33 protein-coding genes are annotated in these 18,789 nt (G+C 37.5%); 31 read left to right on the top strand and 2 right to left on the bottom strand.

What is annotated here, in order from left to right; all coding sequences use genetic code 11:
• Window positions 1-53: 53 nt before the first annotated feature.
• Window positions 54-677, bottom strand: a complete 624-nt coding sequence (locus AY601_RS17890; RefSeq protein ID WP_068403516.1) for a hypothetical protein — start codon at window positions 675-677, stop codon at window positions 54-56.
• Window positions 678-783: 106 nt separating this feature from the next.
• Complete coding sequence (locus tag AY601_RS17885) at window positions 784-2,139, bottom strand: Fic family protein (RefSeq protein ID WP_068403513.1); 1,356 nt, start codon at window positions 2,137-2,139, stop codon at window positions 784-786.
• A 171-nt stretch (window positions 2,140-2,310) separates the two neighbouring features.
• Here AY601_RS17885 and AY601_RS17880 point away from each other — a divergent pair, with 171 nt between their 5' ends.
• The 31 genes from AY601_RS17880 to rplQ all read left to right on the top strand — a co-directional run bounded on the left by AY601_RS17880 (window position 2,311) and on the right by rplQ (window position 18,718).
• On the top strand, window positions 2,311-3,147 hold the full coding sequence (locus AY601_RS17880) for a sulfite exporter TauE/SafE family protein (protein WP_068403510.1): 837 nt from the start codon (window positions 2,311-2,313) through the stop codon (window positions 3,145-3,147).
• 8 nt (window positions 3,148-3,155) lie between these two features.
• Window positions 3,156-3,542, top strand: coding sequence for a DUF1634 domain-containing protein (locus tag AY601_RS17875; RefSeq protein WP_232324622.1), 387 nt, complete (start codon window positions 3,156-3,158; stop codon window positions 3,540-3,542).
• Window positions 3,543-3,725: 183 nt separating this feature from the next.
• Window positions 3,726-4,343 (top strand): 50S ribosomal protein L3, encoded by a 618-nt coding sequence (gene rplC, locus AY601_RS17870; protein ID WP_068403505.1) that lies wholly within the window; start codon window positions 3,726-3,728, stop codon window positions 4,341-4,343.
• A 4-nt stretch (window positions 4,344-4,347) separates the two neighbouring features.
• Window positions 4,348-4,977: a 50S ribosomal protein L4 gene (gene rplD, locus AY601_RS17865; RefSeq protein WP_068403503.1), complete on the top strand. Its 630-nt coding sequence runs from the start codon at window positions 4,348-4,350 to the stop codon at window positions 4,975-4,977.
• A gap of 1 nt (window position 4,978) precedes the next feature.
• The gene (gene rplW / locus AY601_RS17860) at window positions 4,979-5,269 is read left to right on the top strand and encodes a 50S ribosomal protein L23 (RefSeq protein WP_068403500.1); all 291 of its coding nucleotides are present in this window, start codon (window positions 4,979-4,981) and stop codon (window positions 5,267-5,269) included.
• 23 nt (window positions 5,270-5,292) lie between these two features.
• On the top strand, window positions 5,293-6,117 hold the full coding sequence (rplB, locus tag AY601_RS17855; RefSeq protein WP_068403499.1) for a 50S ribosomal protein L2: 825 nt from the start codon (window positions 5,293-5,295) through the stop codon (window positions 6,115-6,117).
• Window positions 6,117-6,383, top strand: a complete 267-nt coding sequence (rpsS, locus tag AY601_RS17850) for a 30S ribosomal protein S19 (RefSeq protein ID WP_008244581.1) — start codon at window positions 6,117-6,119, stop codon at window positions 6,381-6,383. The genes rplB and rpsS overlap by 1 nt, the downstream gene beginning before the upstream one ends.
• 7 nt (window positions 6,384-6,390) lie before the next feature.
• Window positions 6,391-6,753: a 50S ribosomal protein L22 gene (gene rplV, locus AY601_RS17845; protein ID WP_037442604.1), complete on the top strand. Its 363-nt coding sequence runs from the start codon at window positions 6,391-6,393 to the stop codon at window positions 6,751-6,753.
• 5 nt (window positions 6,754-6,758) lie between these two features.
• On the top strand, window positions 6,759-7,619 hold the full coding sequence (gene rpsC, locus AY601_RS17840; protein ID WP_041878513.1) for a 30S ribosomal protein S3: 861 nt from the start codon (window positions 6,759-6,761) through the stop codon (window positions 7,617-7,619).
• Window positions 7,620-7,657: 38 nt separating this feature from the next.
• Window positions 7,658-8,080, top strand: a complete 423-nt coding sequence (gene rplP, locus AY601_RS17835; protein WP_068403497.1) for a 50S ribosomal protein L16 — start codon at window positions 7,658-7,660, stop codon at window positions 8,078-8,080.
• A 74-nt stretch (window positions 8,081-8,154) separates the two neighbouring features.
• Window positions 8,155-8,364 (top strand): 50S ribosomal protein L29, encoded by a 210-nt coding sequence (gene rpmC, locus AY601_RS17830; RefSeq protein ID WP_068403496.1) that lies wholly within the window; start codon window positions 8,155-8,157, stop codon window positions 8,362-8,364.
• Window positions 8,365-8,377: 13 nt separating this feature from the next.
• The gene (gene rpsQ, locus AY601_RS17825; RefSeq protein ID WP_037442595.1) at window positions 8,378-8,632 is read left to right on the top strand and encodes a 30S ribosomal protein S17; all 255 of its coding nucleotides are present in this window, start codon (window positions 8,378-8,380) and stop codon (window positions 8,630-8,632) included.
• A gap of 1 nt (window position 8,633) precedes the next feature.
• Entirely contained in the window at window positions 8,634-9,002 is a 369-nt protein-coding gene (gene rplN / locus AY601_RS17820) for a 50S ribosomal protein L14 (protein ID WP_041878524.1), read from the top strand.
• Between the two features lies 1 nt (window position 9,003).
• Window positions 9,004-9,345: a 50S ribosomal protein L24 gene (gene rplX, locus AY601_RS17815; RefSeq protein ID WP_068403495.1), complete on the top strand. Its 342-nt coding sequence runs from the start codon at window positions 9,004-9,006 to the stop codon at window positions 9,343-9,345.
• Window positions 9,345-9,917 carry a 50S ribosomal protein L5 gene (rplE, locus tag AY601_RS17810; RefSeq protein WP_068403493.1) on the top strand — a complete coding sequence of 191 codons (573 nt, stop codon included), beginning with the start codon at window positions 9,345-9,347 and terminating at the stop codon, window positions 9,915-9,917. Before rplX ends, rplE begins: the two co-directional genes overlap by 1 nt.
• Window positions 9,917-10,186 carry a 30S ribosomal protein S14 gene (rpsN, locus tag AY601_RS17805; protein ID WP_041878530.1) on the top strand — a complete coding sequence of 90 codons (270 nt, stop codon included), beginning with the start codon at window positions 9,917-9,919 and terminating at the stop codon, window positions 10,184-10,186. Before rplE ends, rpsN begins: the two co-directional genes overlap by 1 nt.
• 133 nt (window positions 10,187-10,319) lie before the next feature.
• Window positions 10,320-10,718 (top strand): 30S ribosomal protein S8, encoded by a 399-nt coding sequence (gene rpsH / locus AY601_RS17800; protein ID WP_041878531.1) that lies wholly within the window; start codon window positions 10,320-10,322, stop codon window positions 10,716-10,718.
• Window positions 10,719-10,736: 18 nt separating this feature from the next.
• On the top strand, window positions 10,737-11,294 hold the full coding sequence (rplF, locus tag AY601_RS17795) for a 50S ribosomal protein L6 (protein WP_068403489.1): 558 nt from the start codon (window positions 10,737-10,739) through the stop codon (window positions 11,292-11,294).
• Window positions 11,291-11,653, top strand: a complete 363-nt coding sequence (gene rplR, locus AY601_RS17790) for a 50S ribosomal protein L18 (RefSeq protein ID WP_420480563.1) — start codon at window positions 11,291-11,293, stop codon at window positions 11,651-11,653. The genes rplF and rplR overlap by 4 nt, the downstream gene beginning before the upstream one ends.
• Window positions 11,654-11,670: 17 nt before the next feature.
• A complete protein-coding gene (rpsE, locus tag AY601_RS17785) occupies window positions 11,671-12,189 on the top strand; it encodes a 30S ribosomal protein S5 (RefSeq protein ID WP_068403483.1) in 519 nt (172 codons plus the stop codon).
• 4 nt (window positions 12,190-12,193) lie between these two features.
• On the top strand, window positions 12,194-12,373 hold the full coding sequence (gene rpmD, locus AY601_RS17780; protein ID WP_068403481.1) for a 50S ribosomal protein L30: 180 nt from the start codon (window positions 12,194-12,196) through the stop codon (window positions 12,371-12,373).
• 107 nt (window positions 12,374-12,480) lie between these two features.
• Window positions 12,481-12,927, top strand: coding sequence for a 50S ribosomal protein L15 (gene rplO / locus AY601_RS17775; protein WP_068407681.1), 447 nt, complete (start codon window positions 12,481-12,483; stop codon window positions 12,925-12,927).
• Between the two features lie 13 nt (window positions 12,928-12,940).
• Entirely contained in the window at window positions 12,941-14,281 is a 1,341-nt protein-coding gene (gene secY / locus AY601_RS17770) for a preprotein translocase subunit SecY (RefSeq protein ID WP_068403479.1), read from the top strand.
• Between the two features lie 6 nt (window positions 14,282-14,287).
• Window positions 14,288-15,073: a type I methionyl aminopeptidase gene (gene map / locus AY601_RS17765; RefSeq protein WP_068403477.1), complete on the top strand. Its 786-nt coding sequence runs from the start codon at window positions 14,288-14,290 to the stop codon at window positions 15,071-15,073.
• Between the two features lie 71 nt (window positions 15,074-15,144).
• A complete protein-coding gene (gene infA / locus AY601_RS17760) occupies window positions 15,145-15,363 on the top strand; it encodes a translation initiation factor IF-1 (protein ID WP_008244555.1) in 219 nt (72 codons plus the stop codon).
• 1 nt (window position 15,364) lies between these two features.
• Window positions 15,365-15,481, top strand: coding sequence for a 50S ribosomal protein L36 (gene rpmJ, locus AY601_RS25410; protein ID WP_010599887.1), 117 nt, complete (start codon window positions 15,365-15,367; stop codon window positions 15,479-15,481).
• A gap of 81 nt (window positions 15,482-15,562) precedes the next feature.
• Window positions 15,563-15,940, top strand: coding sequence for a 30S ribosomal protein S13 (gene rpsM, locus AY601_RS17755; RefSeq protein ID WP_068403475.1), 378 nt, complete (start codon window positions 15,563-15,565; stop codon window positions 15,938-15,940).
• A 21-nt stretch (window positions 15,941-15,961) separates the two neighbouring features.
• Window positions 15,962-16,351, top strand: a complete 390-nt coding sequence (gene rpsK, locus AY601_RS17750) for a 30S ribosomal protein S11 (RefSeq protein ID WP_041878538.1) — start codon at window positions 15,962-15,964, stop codon at window positions 16,349-16,351.
• Between the two features lie 65 nt (window positions 16,352-16,416).
• Complete coding sequence (rpsD, locus tag AY601_RS17745; protein WP_068403473.1) at window positions 16,417-17,025, top strand: 30S ribosomal protein S4; 609 nt, start codon at window positions 16,417-16,419, stop codon at window positions 17,023-17,025.
• An 80-nt stretch (window positions 17,026-17,105) separates the two neighbouring features.
• The gene (locus AY601_RS17740) at window positions 17,106-18,098 is read left to right on the top strand and encodes a DNA-directed RNA polymerase subunit alpha (protein WP_068403471.1); all 993 of its coding nucleotides are present in this window, start codon (window positions 17,106-17,108) and stop codon (window positions 18,096-18,098) included.
• Window positions 18,099-18,181: 83 nt separating this feature from the next.
• Entirely contained in the window at window positions 18,182-18,718 is a 537-nt protein-coding gene (rplQ, locus tag AY601_RS17735) for a 50S ribosomal protein L17 (RefSeq protein ID WP_068403469.1), read from the top strand.
• Window positions 18,719-18,789 lie beyond the last annotated feature (71 nt).

Below are 18,789 nucleotides of genomic sequence, written 5' to 3'. Positions count from 1 at the left end.
AAAATGCCGCTGGTTTTTTCAGCGGCATTTTTATGTTAAAGAAGCGGAGGGGATTAAAGACCCCGGCCTCTGTATTCATCCAGTTTATTACGTTCGTCTTGTAATTCTCTGGCTAGTTTCTTTTCTTTTTCATTTGCTTTCACTTTATAAGCCTGATATTCTTGTGAAATTTCTTCGTACAGACCGGTTCTGTATTTGGCTTCATGGGTGTTTTTAGCAGACCTGATAGTCACAAAAGCAAAGCCTAATGCCAGTACAATAATCAGTGTCCATACAATCGTGTTATAAGTCCCTTTGGCAAAAGAAATCCCTAGAAAGTTGATCTCATTCACTTTTGAATTTGAAGTGGCAAGAGAGTTCTCATTTCCTTTAATCTGGTTATTCAGTTCAGTGATTGTTTTAGCTTGTTCAGCTACTTTCGCATTTGCTGTTTTATAAGTATTGCGTTCTTTCCGGATAGAATCAGTCACGCTTTTATAAAAAGTAGAAAGTCTGTAGGGGTTGATCAATTTATAAGTACTGACTGTTTTTGATTTTGCAAGCATCAATTCATACTGACCTCTTAGGCTTGGGTCTGCTTTTGCACTATCAACAGGTAGTTTTACCTGTGCATTGCTTTGCATAAATGATAGGTTAATCATCACAAGGGTAAGGAGCGGGAATAGGAATTTGTTCATTTGGAATAGATTATTTATAATTTAACAATGAGATTTTAATTTTATTGTGTTTTAGCTATTGAAATGGATCATATATGAATTCTCATCATCCTTTAATATACATTAATTACTGTATCCTTGCTTTTATTTCTTCGAGTATTTGTTTAGTTAATGAGGTTTGAAGTTTTTGAATATCACTTTTAAGCATCCGGTCATTATAGTGGTAACTTGTGTTTGATATGGTATTATTATCAAGTTTGATATTGAGCTCGTAGTGAGCTGTTTTGAATTCTATGACTGCTTTTATTTCTATTTCAGGATTTGCTGATGCTCCCTTTATACCGTATAAGATGGTTTTCCAATCAATTTGACAGACCTCTTCTTTGTAAATATCTAATCCAAATATTTTAACTTTAGGAGGGGCTGTTGATCTTAACAAGGGAGATTCCAATATATTTTTCTTTTCGTAAGTTTCCTCAACTTGATTCGTATAATAATAGGACTTTTTTTCTGCGAATAAACTATCGAACTGTTCAAGTGATTCCTGTATAGCTGGCCATACTTCCTTAGAAAACCATTTGAAAACTTCATAAACAGCGATAGGATGCTTGCTCGGTTTATTTTCTACAGTAAGTCTTCTGTTTAAAAGGGCTATTTCTTTTTGTAAATCACTTGTCTCCTCAATATCTTCGCCTTTCGCTGCTTTTATCGAAATCCCTAATGACCATACGGCTTGGTCAGCGATGTACGCTATGAAAGGTTCGTAGTCACCTATATCAGCAAAATGCAAAGCGCGCAGGTAGCCAGCCTTATCTTCTGATTTGATGATCACAGGTGGTAAGCCATTTCTTAATAATACATAATTCATTAATAAGCGGGCAATTCTACCATTGCCATCATCGAAGGGATGAATGCGAACGAACTTATAATGAAACATAGCTGCCAGGGTAATAGGATGCAGGCCGTCTTCTTCTGTTCTATACCAATCCATCAGCTCATGCATGAGTATAGGCGTATCGGTCGGTGAAGCATATTCGAATAACTCACCATTGGATAGGCATACAGAATTAGGATATGCTTTATAATTACCAACCTTTATTTCTCTGCGTGTTTCCTGTCCGTCTGCTGTTTGCTCTTCTTTCCAGAAAGGACGTATCAATATGATCCTGTTCAGCTCTTTTACATTCTGTTCTGTTAATGGACGTTCTGTAGCTGATGCCCAGGTTTCTATCATTTGATAAGCAACATCATGGGCTTTCATTTCTTCATATTCTCTGAATTGATGATTTCCTTTGGTATCATCAAACATTAATAGTAACTCAGTTTCTCCATAGGATAGTGTATTCCCTTCCATATGATTAGAGTTGTAGTTGAATTCCATACGAAATTTCTTGTTCAGCTTTTTTAAGTTCTCTGTACTGATTGACGCTAATGATCTTAATTGGGCAGTTAAATCGTCAACTTTAGTTAAAGAATAGGACATGGTGAATTCGTTTTATGAATGAGGATGTTTTTTCGGCTAATTTAGCCGTGCTGTTTCTCAAAATTAACTAATTATTCTAAGAGCCTGTTTATAAATTGGCCGTGAAATTTAAACACTGGCTAAATGAGATATATTTAAGGATAATTGCTTCCAGATAGTATATTTGTCTCAATGTCGGTATTACTATTTACAATTATTGTTTTGGCTGGTGCTTTTTTAGCAGGACTGGTGGGTTCTTTAACTGGCTTGGGTGGTGGGGTTATTATAATTCCCTTATTAACACTGGTTTTAGGAGTTGATATCCACTATGCGATCGGGGCTTCTATTGTTTCCGTAATTGCGACTTCTTCGGGCTCGGCAGCAGCTTATGTTAAAGAAGGGATTACCAATATCCGGATTGGGATGTTCCTGGAAATTGCAACAACAATCAGTGCGGTGATAGGGGCGGTAATCACAGTTTATATCAATCCAAGTTATATTGCAGTGATCTTCGGTTGTATTCTCCTCTTTTCTGCGGCAATGATGGTGCGTAAAAAGGTAGATCATTCAGATGACAGAACAACAGGTGTACTGGCCAATTTCTTTAAGTTAAACGGAAGTTATCCTACGGCCGGTGGTACGGTTAAATACGGGGTACATAATGTGGTAGGCGGCTTTGTTATGATGTTTGTTGCCGGAATTATTTCCGGACTGCTTGGGATTGGTTCAGGGGCTTTAAAAGTGGTGGCAATGGATAATATTATGCGTTTACCATTTAAAGTATCTACAACTACCAGTAATTTCATGATGGGCGTAACCGCTGCTGCGAGTGCAATCGTTTATTTGCACCGGGGACAGATTGATCCGGGGATAGCAATGCCGGTTACTTTAGGCGTGCTTACAGGGGCTACAGTGGGGTCTAAATTATTGGTGAAGACCAATACTGATAAACTTAAAGTTATATTTGCCGTCGTGGTCACTTTCCTGGCGCTGCAAATGATTTACAATGGATTAGCGGGAAAACTGTAATGAAGCAAATGGGTAAACATTATTTCGCGGATAAAGATATACAAGTTATTCTGGGTACTTTGCTCAGGGTAGGGGTGATTGCTTCAATGCTGGTGGTTTTCATTGGCGGAGTGATCTATTTGAGCGGATATAGCCGTGAAATCATTGATTACAGTGTTTTTAATCCTTCGAAGACAAAATATTCTTCAATTCTGGCTATCTTTCAGGGCTTAAGTGTTTTAGATGGAAAGGCCATCATACAATCCGGAACTTTACTCCTGATTTTTACGCCGGTTACACGGGTCGTTTTTTCGATTTTCGGCTTCCTGATCGAGCGCGATTATTTGTATGTGCTGATTGGCGTGTTTGTATTGTGCGTAATTCTGATCAGTTTGAGTAACAAGCTGGTAGGATAATTAATGGCTTAACTGCGTTTTATCCGATCTCTCCAAAAATAATAGCATTTATTTACAAAATAAATTCGCTAACTATTTGATCATTAAGATTTATTTCCTATTTTTGCCCTCCCTTAATGGGGATGTGTATCCACCTTGAACGAAGCCCTACTGCTTCGATGGGTGTTAAATTTAAAAAAGAAAATGTCAGGTATTATTGGAAAAAAAGTAGGAATGACCAGCATTTTCGACGCCGATGGAAAAAACATTCCATGTACGGTGATCGAAGCTGGGCCTTGTGTAGTTACACAGGTTAAGACCGCAGAGAAAGACGGTTACGTTTCAGTTCAGTTAGGCTTCGATGAAGCTAAAGAAAAGAACACCACCAAGCCTTTAAAAGGCCACTTTGCGAAAGCAAGCACAACTCCAAAACGTAAGTTGGTAGAATTTGAACCGTTTGAGGAATCGTTGAATTTAGGCGATACTGTTACGGTTAGCATTTTTGCTGAAGGCGATTTTGTTGATGTAGTTGGTACTTCAAAAGGTAAAGGTTTTCAAGGTGTTGTGAAACGCCATGGATTTGCGGGTGTGGGTGGACAAACTCACGGTCAGCATAACAGAATGCGTGCGCCAGGTTCATTGGGTGCGGCTTCGTATCCAGCACGTGTATTTAAAGGTATGCGTATGGCAGGTAGAATGGGTGGAGATAGAGTGAAGGTTCAGAACTTACAGGTTTTGAAAGTTTATGCAGATCAAAATCTTGTTGTAGTTAGTGGTTCCATTCCAGGAGCTAAAGGTTCTTACGTAATCTTAGACAAGTAAGCAGATGGAATTAAATGTAGTAAACATTTCAGGAAAAGAGACAGGTGCCAAGGTGCAACTTCCTGAGTCGGTATTTGGTGTAACACCTAGCGATCATGCAATTTATTTAGATGTTAAACAGTATTTGGCTAATCAACGTCAGGGTACTCACAAGTCTAAACAACGTAATGAAATCGCTGGTTCAACACGTAAATTGTATAAACAAAAAGGAACTGGTGGTGCTCGTGCGGGTAGTATCAAATCTCCATTGTTTAATGGTGGTGGTCGTGTATTCGGTCCTCAACCACGTGATTACAGTTTTAAACTGAATAAAAAATTAAAATCACTGGCACGTAAATCTGCGTTGTCATATAAAGCTCAGGATTCAAACATCCTTGTTTTAGAAGATTTTACTTTTGATTCAATCAAAACTAAAAATTACATCGCTTTAGTTAATGCGTTAAGCTTAACTGGTGAGAAAACTTTGTTGGTTTTACCTGTTCAGGATAACAATATTTATTTATCAAGCAGAAACATCCAGAAAGTAAAAGTAATTACTGTTGATCAGATCAATACATATGATGTATTAAACTGTGGTAAACTTTTATTAACTGCAAACACTGTTAAAACATTGGAGGAGGCATTTGCCAAGTAATATGGAATTTTTAAAAAAACCAATACTAACCGAAAAAGCTTCTGCACTTACAGAAAAGTCAAGCCGCTTTACTTTCCAGGTTGAACACAAAGCAAACAAATTGCAAATTAAACAAGCTATCGAAAAAATGTATGGTGTTAACATCCTTGCAATCAATACTATGATTGTAAACGGAAAGTTAAAATCAAGAAATACAAAAGGTGGTTTAGTTACGGGTCGTAGCCCGAAATACAAAAAAGCGATTGTTACTCTGGCAGCAGGTGAAACAATTGATTATTACGCGAACATTTAATAAGAATTGAATATTTTATAACTATGGGCTTAAGAAAATTTAAACCAGTCACTCCGGGTACCCGCTTTAGAGTTGGGGCCAGTTTTTCGGAGATTACAGCAACCAAGCCCGAAAAATCATTGGTTGTTTCTTCTAAGAAATCGGGAGGACGTAACAATACAGGAAAGATGACTATGCGCTACATGGGTGGTGGTCACAAAAAATCTTACCGTTTAATTGATTTTAAACGTGATAAGTTTGATATTCCTGCAACAGTTGCTACTGTTGAATACGATCCAAACCGTACTGCACGTATCGCATTATTACATTATGCTGATGGTGAGAAGCGTTACATTATTTCACCAGAAGGCTTACAAGTTGGGCAAAAAGTATTATCAGGTGATACAGCGACTCCAGAAGTTGGAAACGCTTTAAAATTATCAAATATCCCTTTGGGATCAATTGTACACAACGTGGAGATTCATCCGGGTCGTGGTGCTCAATTGGCTCGTAGTGCTGGTGCTTATGCACAATTAGCTGCGCGTGATGGTAAATATGCTACATTGAAAATGCCATCAGGTGAGACAAGATTAATCTTGACTACTTGTTTAGCAACTATCGGATCTGTTTCAAATTCAGATCACGCAAATGAAGTATTAGGTAAAGCAGGTCGTAAACGTTGGTTAGGACGTCGTCCTAGAACACGTCCGGTTGCGATGAACCCTGTCGATCACCCAATGGGTGGTGGTGAAGGTCGTTCATCAGGTGGTCAGCCAAGATCAAGGAATGGTATGTATTCTAAAGGCTTCAAGACCCGTCAACTTAAAAAATACTCAAATCGTTTCATCATAGAGAAAAGGAAGAAATAATGGCTCGTTCGATTAAAAAAGGACCTTATATTGACCATAACGTAGAGAAGAAAGTAGTATCTATGAATGATTCAGGCAAAAAGTCTGTCATTAAAACTTGGTCACGCAGATCAATGATCTCACCAGATTTTGTGGGTCATACATTTGCAGTGCATAACGGTAATAAATTTATACCGGTATACGTAACAGAAAACATGGTTGGTCACAAGCTGGGAGAGTTTGCTCCAACCAGAACATTTAGGGGTCACTCTGAAAAGAAAAAATAATTAAGAGATGGAAGCAGTAGCGAAATTAAACAATTGTCCAACCTCACCACGTAAGATGCGTTTGGTTGTAGATCTTATCAGAGGTGAGCGTGTTGAGAAAGCATTACATATTTTAAAATTTACCAATAAAGAAGCGGCAATAAGAGTTGAAAAACTTTTGTTATCAGCAATCAAAAACTGGGAAACTAAAAATGAAGGTTCTCGCCCTGAAGAAAACCAATTATACGTGAAAACGATAATGGTTGGTGGCGGCCGTCAGTTGAAAAGACTGAGACCAGCACCTCAAGGTCGTGGTTACAGAATACGTAAGCGTTCTAACCATGTAACTTTGATAGTAGATAGTAAAAACGTTGAAACTCAAACTAATTAGTAGAAATGGGACAAAAAGCACATCCAATAGGAAACAGGTTAGGAATCATCAGAGGTTGGGATTCTAACTGGTTCGGTGGCAACAACTATGCTGACAAATTAGTTGAGGACGAAAAAATAAGAAAATATCTTTCTGTGCGTATCGCAAAAGGAGGAGTAGCTAAAGTAGTTATCGAACGTACGTTAAAACGTATCACTGTAACTATCCACACTGCACGTCCGGGTATCGTGATCGGTAAAGCAGGAGCTGAGGTTGATAAGATCAAAGAAGAGTTAAAGAAATTGACTAAAAAGGAAATTCAAATTAACATTTTTGAGATCAAACGTCCTGAGCTTGATGCACAACTGGTAGCAGAAGGTGTAGCAAAACAATTAGAGGCAAGGATCTCTTTCCGTAGAGCCATGAAGTCAACTATCGCATCAACAATGCGTATGGGTGCTGAAGGTATCAAAATAATGACTTCAGGTCGTTTAGGCGGAGCAGAGATGGCTCGTAACGAGCAGTATAAAGAGGGAAGAATTCCTTTGCATACTTTCCGTGCTGATATTGACTATGCATTAGCTGAAGCATTAACTACCTATGGTAAGATTGGTGTTAAAGTATGGATCTGTAAAGGCGAAGTTTATGGTAAACGTGATCTTTCTCCAAACATTGGTGCAGTAAGTAACGCTCCTGGTAAAGGTGGCAGACCTGAAGGTGCTTTTGGTGCAGGTGGCAGAGACAGAGATAACCGTGGCGGTGGTGACAGAAGAAACGACAACAAAGGTGGTCGTGGAAGAGGTCCAGGTCAGGGTGGTCCAGGTCAAGGCGGTCCAGGTAGAGATAATAGAGGCGGAAATACTCCTAACAGAGGTCCTCGTAAATAATTAGTTAACAGATCGTTTTACGATAATATTAAGATAAAATGTTACAGCCAAAAAGAACGAAGTTCAGAAAGATGCAAAAGGGCAGAATGAAGGGTTTAGCTACACGTGGAGCTGAATTATCATTCGGGTCTTTCGGGATTAAATCTTTAGAGGCGACCTGGATTACAAGTCGTCAGATAGAGGCAGCCCGTATTGCGGTAACTCGTTTCATGAAACGTGAAGGCCAAGTGTGGATTAGAATTTTCCCGGACAAACCGGTTACTAAGAAACCAGCTGAAGTACGTATGGGTAAAGGTAAAGGTGCTCCAGAGTACTGGGTAGCTGTTGTTAGACCAGGACGCATCATTTTTGAAGCTGAAGGTGTATCGTTAGAAGTTGCTAAAGAAGCAATGAGATTAGCTGCTCAAAAATTACCTATCCAAACCAAGTTTGTAGTACGTAGAGATTACGTAGAAGCATAAAAAGAGTTTTGGGGTCAATGTTGTAAGTAACTTGTTTTTATAACCGCTAGACCCAGAACATAAAAATTAATAAAATGAAGAACTCAGAAATCACAGGGCTTTCAAAAGAAGAACTAGTAGTCAGGATTGCAGAAGAAAAAGAAAACTTAGTTAAGTTAAAATTTGCACATACAATTTCGGCTATAGAGAATCCTACCCGTATCACTAAGGTAAGAAAAGACATCGCCCGATTAAATACTGAAATGACTAAGCGTAATGCTGAGTCAGCTAGTGAAACTAAATAACTTTAGAGTCGAAATGGAAAGACAATTAAGAAAAACAAGAACCGGGTTGGTGGTAAGCAACAAAATGGATAAATCTGTTGTTGTAGCGGTAGAACGTAAAGTGAAACACCCGATCTATGGTAAGTTTGTTAAGAAAACTACCAAATTTATGGCTCATGACGAGAAAAACGATTGTGGTATTGGTGATACAGTACTTATCATGGAGACTCGTCCGCTGAGTAAAAACAAGAACTGGAGATTAGTGGAAATTTTAGAGAGGGCTAAATAACATGGTACAACAGGAATCAAGATTAAACGTAGCCGACAATAGCGGCGCAAAACAAGTATTGGTTATCCGTGTACTTGGTGGAACCGGAAAGAGATACGCTTCTATTGGTGACAAAATCGTTGTTACCGTTAAAAGTGCATTGCCTTCAGGTAACATTAAAAAAGGAACCGTTTCTAAAGCAGTTGTTGTAAGAACAAAGAAAGAGATCAGACGTAAAGATGGTTCTTACATCCGTTTCGACGATAATGCAGCAGTCTTATTAAATGCACAAGATGAGCCGCGTGGAACACGTATTTTTGGCCCGGTAGCGAGAGAACTGCGTGAGAAACAATTCATGAAGATTGTATCATTAGCACCGGAGGTATTATAAAATGAAAAATAAAGTAACTGTTCAACCAAAAATTAAAATCCGTAAAGGAGATTTAGTAAAGGTTATCGCTGGTGATTCAAGAGGCCAGGAAGGTAAAGTGCTTTCAGTATTAATTACTAAAAGCAGGATACTGATAGAAGGTGTTAACCTTGTGTCTAAACATACAAAACCGAATGCTGCTAATCCTAACGGAGGTATCATTAAAAAAGAGGCTGCTCTTCATATTTCTAACGTTGCGTTAATTGATCCTAAATCAGGAAAAACTACGCGTGTTGGCAGAAAGCTTAATGCTGATGGGAAATTAGTTAGGGTATCTAAAAAATCAGGAGAGGAGATCAAATAATGACTTACATACCAAGATTAAAGACTAAATACAAAGAGGAAATTGTAGCTGCTCTTAAAGAGAAGTTCAATTACAAAAGCGTAATGCAAGTTCCTAAGTTAGAGAAAATAGCTGTCAACCAGGGTGTTGGTCGTTTCTCTGTAACTGACAAAAAGATTATGGACAGTTCTATTTTAGAAATGAGCACAATCACAGGTCAGCAAGCAGTTGGAGCGAAATCTAAAAAAGATATCTCAAACTTTAAATTACGTAAAGGTATGCCAGTAGGTGTACGTGTAACTTTACGTGACAATAACATGTTTGAGTTTTTAGATCGTTTAATTTCCGTAGCTTTACCGCGTATCCGTGATTTCAAAGGTATCAATGATAAAGGATTTGATGGAAAAGGTAATTACACATTAGGTATTACTGAACAAATCATCTTCCCTGAGATCAACATCGACAAAATCTCTAAGATTTTAGGTATGGATATTACCTTTGTAACTTCAGCAACAACTGATGTTGAAGCATTGGAACTTTTAAAGCAATTTGGATTACCGTTTAAAAACCAAACCCTTAATACAGATCAATAATGGCAAAAGAAGGTGTAAAAGCTCGCGAAATTAAGCGCCAGAGATTGGTAGCTAAATATGCAGATAAACGTGCAGAATTAAAAGCTGCAGGTGATTTCGAAGGATTAGATAAGTTACCAAAAAACTCATCACCAGTACGTTTACACAACCGTTGTAAATTAACTGGCCGTCCACGTGGTTACATGCGTACTTTCGGTATATCAAGGGTTACATTCCGTGATATGGCATTAGCAGGAAAAATTCCTGGAGTTACCAAAGCAAGCTGGTAAAATCGTTTTACGTTAGAGAGTTTTACGCATATGCGTTTAACTTCTAACGTTATGCGTTTAAATAGAAAAATTAACCGATGGAAGGTCGCTCCGAATTGTTCGGAAAGGAAACCACTATCACAAATCAACAAAGATGAATACAGATCCAATAGCAGATTATCTTACAAGAGTAAGAAATGCCATTAAGGCAAATCACAGAATTGTAGAAATTCCTGCATCAAATCTTAAAAAGGAAATTACTAAAGTACTTTTTGACAAAGGTTACATTGCCAACTACAAGTTTGAGGAAACAACAGTTCAGGGAACGATTAAAATCGCTTTGAAATACAATCCTATAACTAAAATCCCTGCTATCCGCACATTGATGCGTATCAGCAAGCCAGGTTTAAGGCAGTATGCAGGCGTTGATAATATGCCGAGAGTATTGAACGGTTTAGGTATCGCTATCTTGTCTACTTCTAAAGGAGTGATGACAGATAAAGAAGCGGCCAGACTAAACATTGGTGGCGAAGTTTTGTGTCACGTTTATTAATTAAAGGAGGATAGCAAAATGTCAAGAATAGGAAAAGCCCCAATTAGTGTACCTGCTGGAGTAACAATTACAGTTGATAAAGACAATTTAGTAACTGTAAAAGGCCCAAAAGGTGAATTAACACAAGCAGTTGATGTAGACATCACTGTTTCTCAGGAAGACGGTGTAGTTACTGTAACTCGCCCGACTGAACAAAAAAGACACAAAGCATTGCATGGTTTATACCGTTCATTGTTAAACAATATGGTTATTGGTGTAACAGAAGGTTACAAAATCTCTCAGGAATTAGTTGGTGTGGGTTACCGCGCAACTAACACAGGTAATACACTTGATCTTGTTTTAGGTTTCTCTCACCATTATGTATTCCAATTGCCGGAAGAGATTAAAGTTACTACGACTTCAGAAAAAGGTCAGACTCCTAAAATCATTTTAGAAAGTATTGACAAACAACTGATCGGTCAGGTAGCAGCGAAAATACGCTCGTTACGTGCACCAGAGCCATATAAAGGTAAAGGTATCAAGTTTGTAGGCGAAGTGTTAAGAAGAAAAGCAGGTAAATCAGCTTCTAAAAAATAATCATCATGGCAGGGAAAAAATTATCTCGTAGAGATCGTATAAAAAAAGGAATCAGAAAAAGACTTACCGGTTCTGAAAGCCGTCCACGTTTATCAGTTTATAGAAGCAATAAAGGAATTTATGCTCAAATCATTAACGACGTAACTGGAAGCACAATCGTATCAGCATCATCATTATCTAAAGATTTTTCTAGTAATGGTAACAAATCAGAGCAATCTGTAGCTGTAGGTAAATTAGTAGCTGAAAAAGCAATCGCAGCTGGCATTAAAGAAGTTGTTTTCGATAGAAATGGCTATTTATACCATGGTCGCGTAAAATCGTTGGCAGAAGGTGCCCGTGAAGCTGGTTTAGTATTTTAATCTGAAAATAGATAAGAATGTCAACTATCAATATAAAAAGAGTTAAGACTAGCGAGGTCGAATTAAAAGACCGTTTAGTTAGTATACAACGTGTTGCCAAAGTAACCAAAGGTGGACGTACTTTCAGTTTCTCAGCTATCGTAGTTGTTGGAGATGAAAACGGAATCGTAGGTTATGGTTTAGGTAAAGCAAAAGAGGTAACTGAAGCAATTGCTAAAGGTATCGATGATGCTAAAAAGAACTTGGTAAAAGTTCCTTTGTTAAACGGTACTGTTCCTCACGAACAAATCGGTAAATTCTCAGGTGGTTTTGTATTAATCAAACCAGCTGCAGTAGGTACAGGTGTTATCGCGGGTGGTGCAATGCGTGCTGTTTTAGAGAGTGCTGGTGTACACAACGTATTAGCAAAATCAAAAGGTTCATCAAATCCTCACAACGTGGTAAAAGCAACAGTAGATGCTTTAACAAAAATGCGTGATGCTTATACCATCGCTCAGCAACGTGGTGTTGATTTAAACAAAGTTTTTAACGGATAAGAACATGGCTAAGATCAAAATAACCCAGGTAAAAAGTATCATTGACAGAAGCGAGCGTCAAAAAAGAACTATTCAGGCATTAGGTTTAAGAAAAATAAACCATTCTGTAGAAGTTGAGGCTAATGCTGCTATCATTGGAATGATAAGAAAAGTGAATCACTTAGTAGCTATCGAAAGTATATAATTCGCAGAGGTTGTAAATTAGTTTAATTTTGCTAATTTGCAACCTTTGTATATGTTTAACCGTTGCCCTGATTAGTGAAAGCGAAGGGCAGCACAATAAGTTTCAAAATGAACTTAAGTAATTTAAAACCTGCATCAGGTTCTACTAAAAATAGTAAAAGAATAGGTCGTGGTACTGGTTCTGGTCGTGGTGGTACTTCCACTCGTGGTCATAAAGGTGCTGGATCGCGTTCTGGTCACAAAACTAAAATCGGTTTTGAAGGTGGTCAAATGCCATTACAACGTCGTGTACCTAAGGTTGGTTTCAAACCAATTAACCGTGTTGAATATGTAGGCGTTAACTTAGACGTATTACAAGGTTTAGCAGAAAGATTCAGCTTAACGACTATTGATTTCGCTACTTTGCAGGATCATGGTTTAGCACACAAAAATGATCTGATCAAGATCTTGGGTCGTGGTGAAGTAAAATCTAAAATCGAAGTTAAAGCACATGCTTTTTCTGCAACTGCACAGAAAGCTATTGAAGCTGTTGGAGGCTCAATAGAAAAATTGTAATTAATTATAATTAATGAAGAAGCTCTTTACTACTTTAAGTAATATTTGGAAAATTCAAGAATTAAAAGAGCGTATCGTATTTACGCTCGTAATTCTTTTGGTCTACAGGTTCGTTTCTCACGTGGTTTTACCAGGTGTGGATGCAACAGCTTTAGGCGATAATCAGAAATCTGGTATCCTTGGTCTGCTTGATATGTTTGCTGGAGGTTCATTCTCCCGCGTATCTGTTCTTGCTCTTGGGGTAATGCCTTACATTTCTGCATCAATTGTAGTTCAGTTATTAGGTATCGCTGTTCCTTCTTTCCAGAAAATGCAAAAAGAAGGAGAGAGTGGCAGAAATAAACTAAATCAGATTACCCGTTACTTAACTGTAGCTATTACAGCTGTTCAGGCTGTTGGTTATGTAAAGACTCAGGTCCCACCAGAAGCAATTCTGATTGACCACACTTTATTCTTTGTGCTTGCAACATTTGTTTTATCTGCCGGTACTTTGTTTGTGATGTGGTTAGGGGAGAAAATTACTGATAAAGGTATAGGAAATGGTATTTCACTAATCATTATGGTTGGTATTATCGCACGTCTTCCGATAGCTTTACAACAGGAGATCAGTTCAAGATTTGTTGGAGATGGTGGCTTAATCGCGCTTGTTCTGGAAATCGTTGCATTGTTTGCTGTGGTAATGTTTACTATCCTTATTGTTCAGGGTGTCCGTAAGGTTCCTGTTCAATATGCAAAACGTATTGTTGGTAACAGACAATTCGGTGGCGTAAGACAATATATTCCATTGAAAGTGAATGCTGCTGGTGTAATGCCAATCATCTTTGCTCAGGCATTGATGTTTATCCCAACCACAGTAACCCAGTTCTTTCCTAAATTGCAGAATACCTGGTTAATCCAGTTTAGTGATCCTACTTCACTGGCTTACAGCTTAACGTTTGCATTTTTAATCATTGCTTTCACATTCTTCTATACTGCGATTACTGTTAATCCGGTACAGATGTCTGATGATATGAAGAAAAATGGCGGTTTCATTCCTGGCATCAAACCAGGGCTGGCAACTTCATCTTATATTGATGATGTAATTTCTAAGATCACCTTTCCAGGTTCAGTATTCTTAGCTATTATCGCTATCCTTCCATCGATTGCAGTAAAATTCGGTATCAAATCTGAATTCGCGCATTTCTATGGTGGTACATCACTGCTGATCTTAGTGGGTGTTGTGCTGGATACTTTGCAGCAGATTGAAAGTTATTTATTAATGCGTCATTATGATGGATTAATGAAAACAGGAAGAGTAACAGGTCGTACAGGTGTAGCCGCTGCAAATACAAGCAGTAGCAATGCTGTAATTTAATATTGAATGTCTAAGGTTTATTATAAGTCTCCCGAAGAAGTTGAGCTAATCAGGGAAAGCTCATTATTGGTGTCTAAGACGCTTGCAGAAGTCGCAAAGATCATTGCACCAGGGGTTACAACAATGCAGTTAAATAAACTCGCGGAGACTTATATACAAGATAACGGAGCAATCCCTGCATTTCTAAACTATAACGGATTTCCGTATTCACTTTGTATTTCTCCAAATGAGCAGGTTGTTCATGGATTTCCAGGTGATTATGTGATACAGGAAGGCGATTTAATTTCTGTCGATTGTGGTGTTATTAAAAACAACTTCTTTGGTGATTCGGCTTATACTTTCTCTATCGGAGAGATTAGCCCTGAGCGTCAGAAGCTGGTTGATATCACTCAGGAATGTTTAAAACGTGCCATTGATAAAGCTATTGTCGGATCCCGTATCGGTGATGTAGGGTTCGCGGTACAGTCTTTAGCAGAGGAGAACGGTTTTGGTGTGGTGAGAGAGCTTGTTGGTCATGGTGTTGGCGTTAAATTACATGAGAAGCCCGAAGTACCAAACTATGGTAAACGGGGCACAGGGATGAAATTAGAGGAAGGAATGGTAATTGCCATAGAGCCAATGATTAACGCCGGTACTGCTAATGTAAAGTTTTGGTCTGATGGATGGACTGTTACCAGTCGTGATAATTCACCGTCAGCACATTTTGAGCACACAATTGCTGTTAAAAAGGGCAAAGCAGACGTTTTATCGACCTTTTCATTTATTGAAGAAGTTTTAAAAGAAAAAAGGTAAATAATTAAATATTTTTATTTAATTTTGCAACCCTGTTTAATAGCAGCTAATCAAGTAAAAATCAATATTATATGGCTAAACAAGCCTCGATTGAACAAGACGGTGTAATAAGAGAAGCATTATCAAATGCCATGTTCCGCGTTGAGCTGGAGAATGGTCACGAGATTATTGCTCATATCTCAGGTAAAATGAGGATGCACTACATTAAGATATTACCTGGGGACAAAGTAAAATTAGAGATGTCGCCTTACGATTTGTCAAAGGGCAGGATTACTTATAGATATAAATAAAATGAAAGTTAGGTCATCAATTAAAAAACGCAGCGCTGATTGCAAGATTATTCGTCGTAAAGGTAAACTTTACGTAATCAACAAGAAAAATCCTAAGTACAAGCAGCGTCAAGGTTAAGAAAAAATTATTGAGGTATGATTAGATTGAATGTACAGGTTACTCAATCTGTCGTCAATTAATCAAACATTTAGTACAAATATGGCAAGGATATCAGGTATAGATTTACCAAGAAACAAAAGAGGCGAAATTGGACTAACTTACATCTTTGGTGTAGGCAGATCAACTGCTCAGCGTATATTAACTGAGGCAGGTATCGATTTTAGCAAAAAAGTACAAGACTGGTCTGATGAAGAGTTATCAGCGATACGTACAATCATTAACGACGGAATTAAAGTAGAAGGTGCTTTACGTTCTGAAGTTCAGTTAAACATTAAACGTTTAATGGATATTGGTTGTTACCGCGGATTACGTCACAGAAAAGGTTTACCGGTACGTGGACAACGTACTAAGAACAATTCTCGTACTCGTAAAGGCAAGAGAAAAACAGTTGCTAACAAGAAAAAAGCTACTAAATAAAATTAGTAACGAATAATAATTATGGCTAAGAGTAAAAAAGTAACCAAAAAGCGTATTGTTGTTATTGAACCAGTAGGTCAAGCACATATCAATGCGACTTTTAATAATATCATTGTTACCCTGACAAATAATAACGGTCAAACTATTTCATGGTCTTCAGCTGGTAAAATGGGCTTCAAGGGTTCTAAAAAGAACACTCCATACGCTGCCGGACAAGCTGCATCTGATTGTGGTAAAGTAGCTTTTGATTTAGGTCTGCGTAAAGTAGAAGTATTTGTTAAAGGTCCAGGTTCAGGTCGTGAGTCTGCAATTAGAACATTGCAAATCTCTGGTATCGAAGTAACCTCAATCAAAGATATTACACCGCTTCCACACAATGGATGTCGTCCTCCTAAGAAGAGAAGAGTTTAATTTATTAATTTTTAAAGCTAAGAGTCTACAGTTTAAGGCTGTATGATACTTTAAAACAAAAAGAAATGGCAAGATATACAGGACCAAAATCCAAAATCGCGCGTAAATTCAGAGAACCAATTTTTGGTCCTGATAAAGTATTAGATAGAAAAAACTATCCTCCTGGACAGCACGGTGCGTCTAAAAGAAGAGGTAAACAGTCTGAATATTCAGTACAGTTAATGGAGAAACAAAAAGTTAAATATACTTATGGTGTATTAGAACGTCAGTTCCGTAACTTGTTTACTAAAGCATCTTCCCGTCAGGGCATCACAGGTGATAACTTATTACAATTATTAGAAGCTCGTTTAGATAATACAGTTTATAGATTAGGTATTGCAACTACTCGTTCTGCTGCTCGTCAGTTAGTTAGCCATAAACACGTAACAGTGAACGGTGAAGTAGTAAATATCCCTTCTTATCAATTGAAAGCTGGTGACGTTATTGCAGTTCGTGAGAAATCTAAAACTCTTGAAAGCATCACTAATTCAGTAGCAGGAAGAGTAATCAATAAGTTTAATTGGTTAGATTGGAATGCATCGGAATTAAGCGGTAAGTTCTTAACTTATCCGAATCGCGACGAGATTCCAGAAAATATCAAAGAAAACCTTATTATAGAGTTGTACTCTAAGTAATAAATTTAGTTAAAGCCTTTTATACAGGCTTTAACTATTTTACGTTACATAATTTTAATAACGATCTAAAAACATTATAAATGGCAATTTTAGCATTTCAGAAACCCGATAAGGTCATCATGCAGAAATCAACGGATTTCGATGGTATATTTGAATTTCGTCCTTTAGAACCCGGTTTCGGTGTAACAATTGGTAATGCCTTAAGAAGAATTTTACTTTCTTCTTTAGAGGGGTATGCCATTACAAGTATTCGTTTTTCTGGCGTATCACATGAATTTTCTACAATGAAAGGTGTTGTAGAAGATTTAACTGAAATTATCCTTAATTTGAAACAAGTTCGTTTTAAAAAAGCTGGTGATTCAGGTGAATCTGAAAAAGTCTTTATTGTAGTTAATGGCCAGGATCAATTTCTAGCAGGCGATATAACTAAGTTCTCTAACAACTTTGAAGTCCTTAATCCGGAATTCGTAATTTGTAATATGGAGAAATCGGTTACTTTAGAGGTAGAATTAACTATCAATAAAGGACGTGGTTATGTTCCGGCTGAAGAAAATAAAATTAATGATGCTGTAGTTGGTGTAATCGCGATTGATTCGATCTTTACGCCAATGAAAAATGTAAAATACACGATTGAAAATTATCGTGTTGAACAAAAAACAGATTATGAAAAATTAATTTTAGATATTTCTACTGATGGATCTATTCATCCTGAAGAAGCATTAAAAGAAGCAGCTAAAATTCTAATTCAGCATTTCATGTTGTTCTCTGATGAGAACTTAGTATTAGAGTCTCAGGCTAAAGAAGAAACTAAAGAAGTTGATGAGGAAATTTTACATATGCGTAAAATCCTTAAAACTGAATTAGTTGATCTTGATTTATCAGTTCGTGCATTAAACTGCTTAAAAGCAGCGGATATCCGTACATTGGCTGATTTAGTTTCTTATGATGTAGCTGATATGTTAAAATTCAGAAACTTCGGTAAGAAATCATTAACTGAAATCCAGGAATTAGTAAAATCTAAAAGCTTATCATTCGGTATGAATTTAGGTAAATACAAACTGGACGAAGAATAACAACAGACAAATAACAATATTGTTAATAGTGTGTAATTCCCTCTTTAATTCAGAAGAGACGGTGCACACTGAATAGAAAAAAAATGAGACACGGTAAAAAACACAATCACTTAGGCAGAACTAAGTCCCATCGTAAAGCGATGTTGGCTAACATGGCCTCATCATTGATCAAACACAAAAGAATCTCTACTACTTTAGCAAAAGCAAAAGCTTTGCGTATGTATGTTGAGCCTTTGATCACTAAATCTAAAAACGATACTACACACTCTCGTCGTACAGTTTTTAGTTATTTACAGGACAAAGATTCAGTTACTGAATTGTTCCGTGATATAGCTGCTAAAGTTGCTAACCGTCCGGGTGGTTATACCAGAATTATCAAGTTAAACAATCGTTTAGGTGATAATGCTGAGATGGCATTCATCGAACTTGTTGATTACAACGAAGTTTACGGTAAAGAAGTTGCTACTGAAGAGAAGAAAACAACACGTCGTGGCAGAAGTAAAGCTACTACTAAGAAAGCTGACGCTACTGAAGCTCCTGCTCAAGCAGAAGTTGCTGCTGATGAAGCTGTTGTTGAGGCTCCTGCAGCTGAAGAAACAAAAGAAGATAAAGGAGAATAATATTCTTCCTCATCAAATACAGAAAGCCCTGTTCTTAGTTGGACAGGGCTTTTCTTTTTATATTTACATAT

Source organism: Pedobacter cryoconitis (assembly GCF_001590605.1).
Classification (GTDB): Bacteria; Bacteroidota; Bacteroidia; order Sphingobacteriales; family Sphingobacteriaceae; genus Pedobacter; species Pedobacter cryoconitis_A.
The sequence above is the reverse complement of the archived record's forward strand: the minus strand, read 5'-3'. Positions and strand labels throughout refer to the sequence as shown.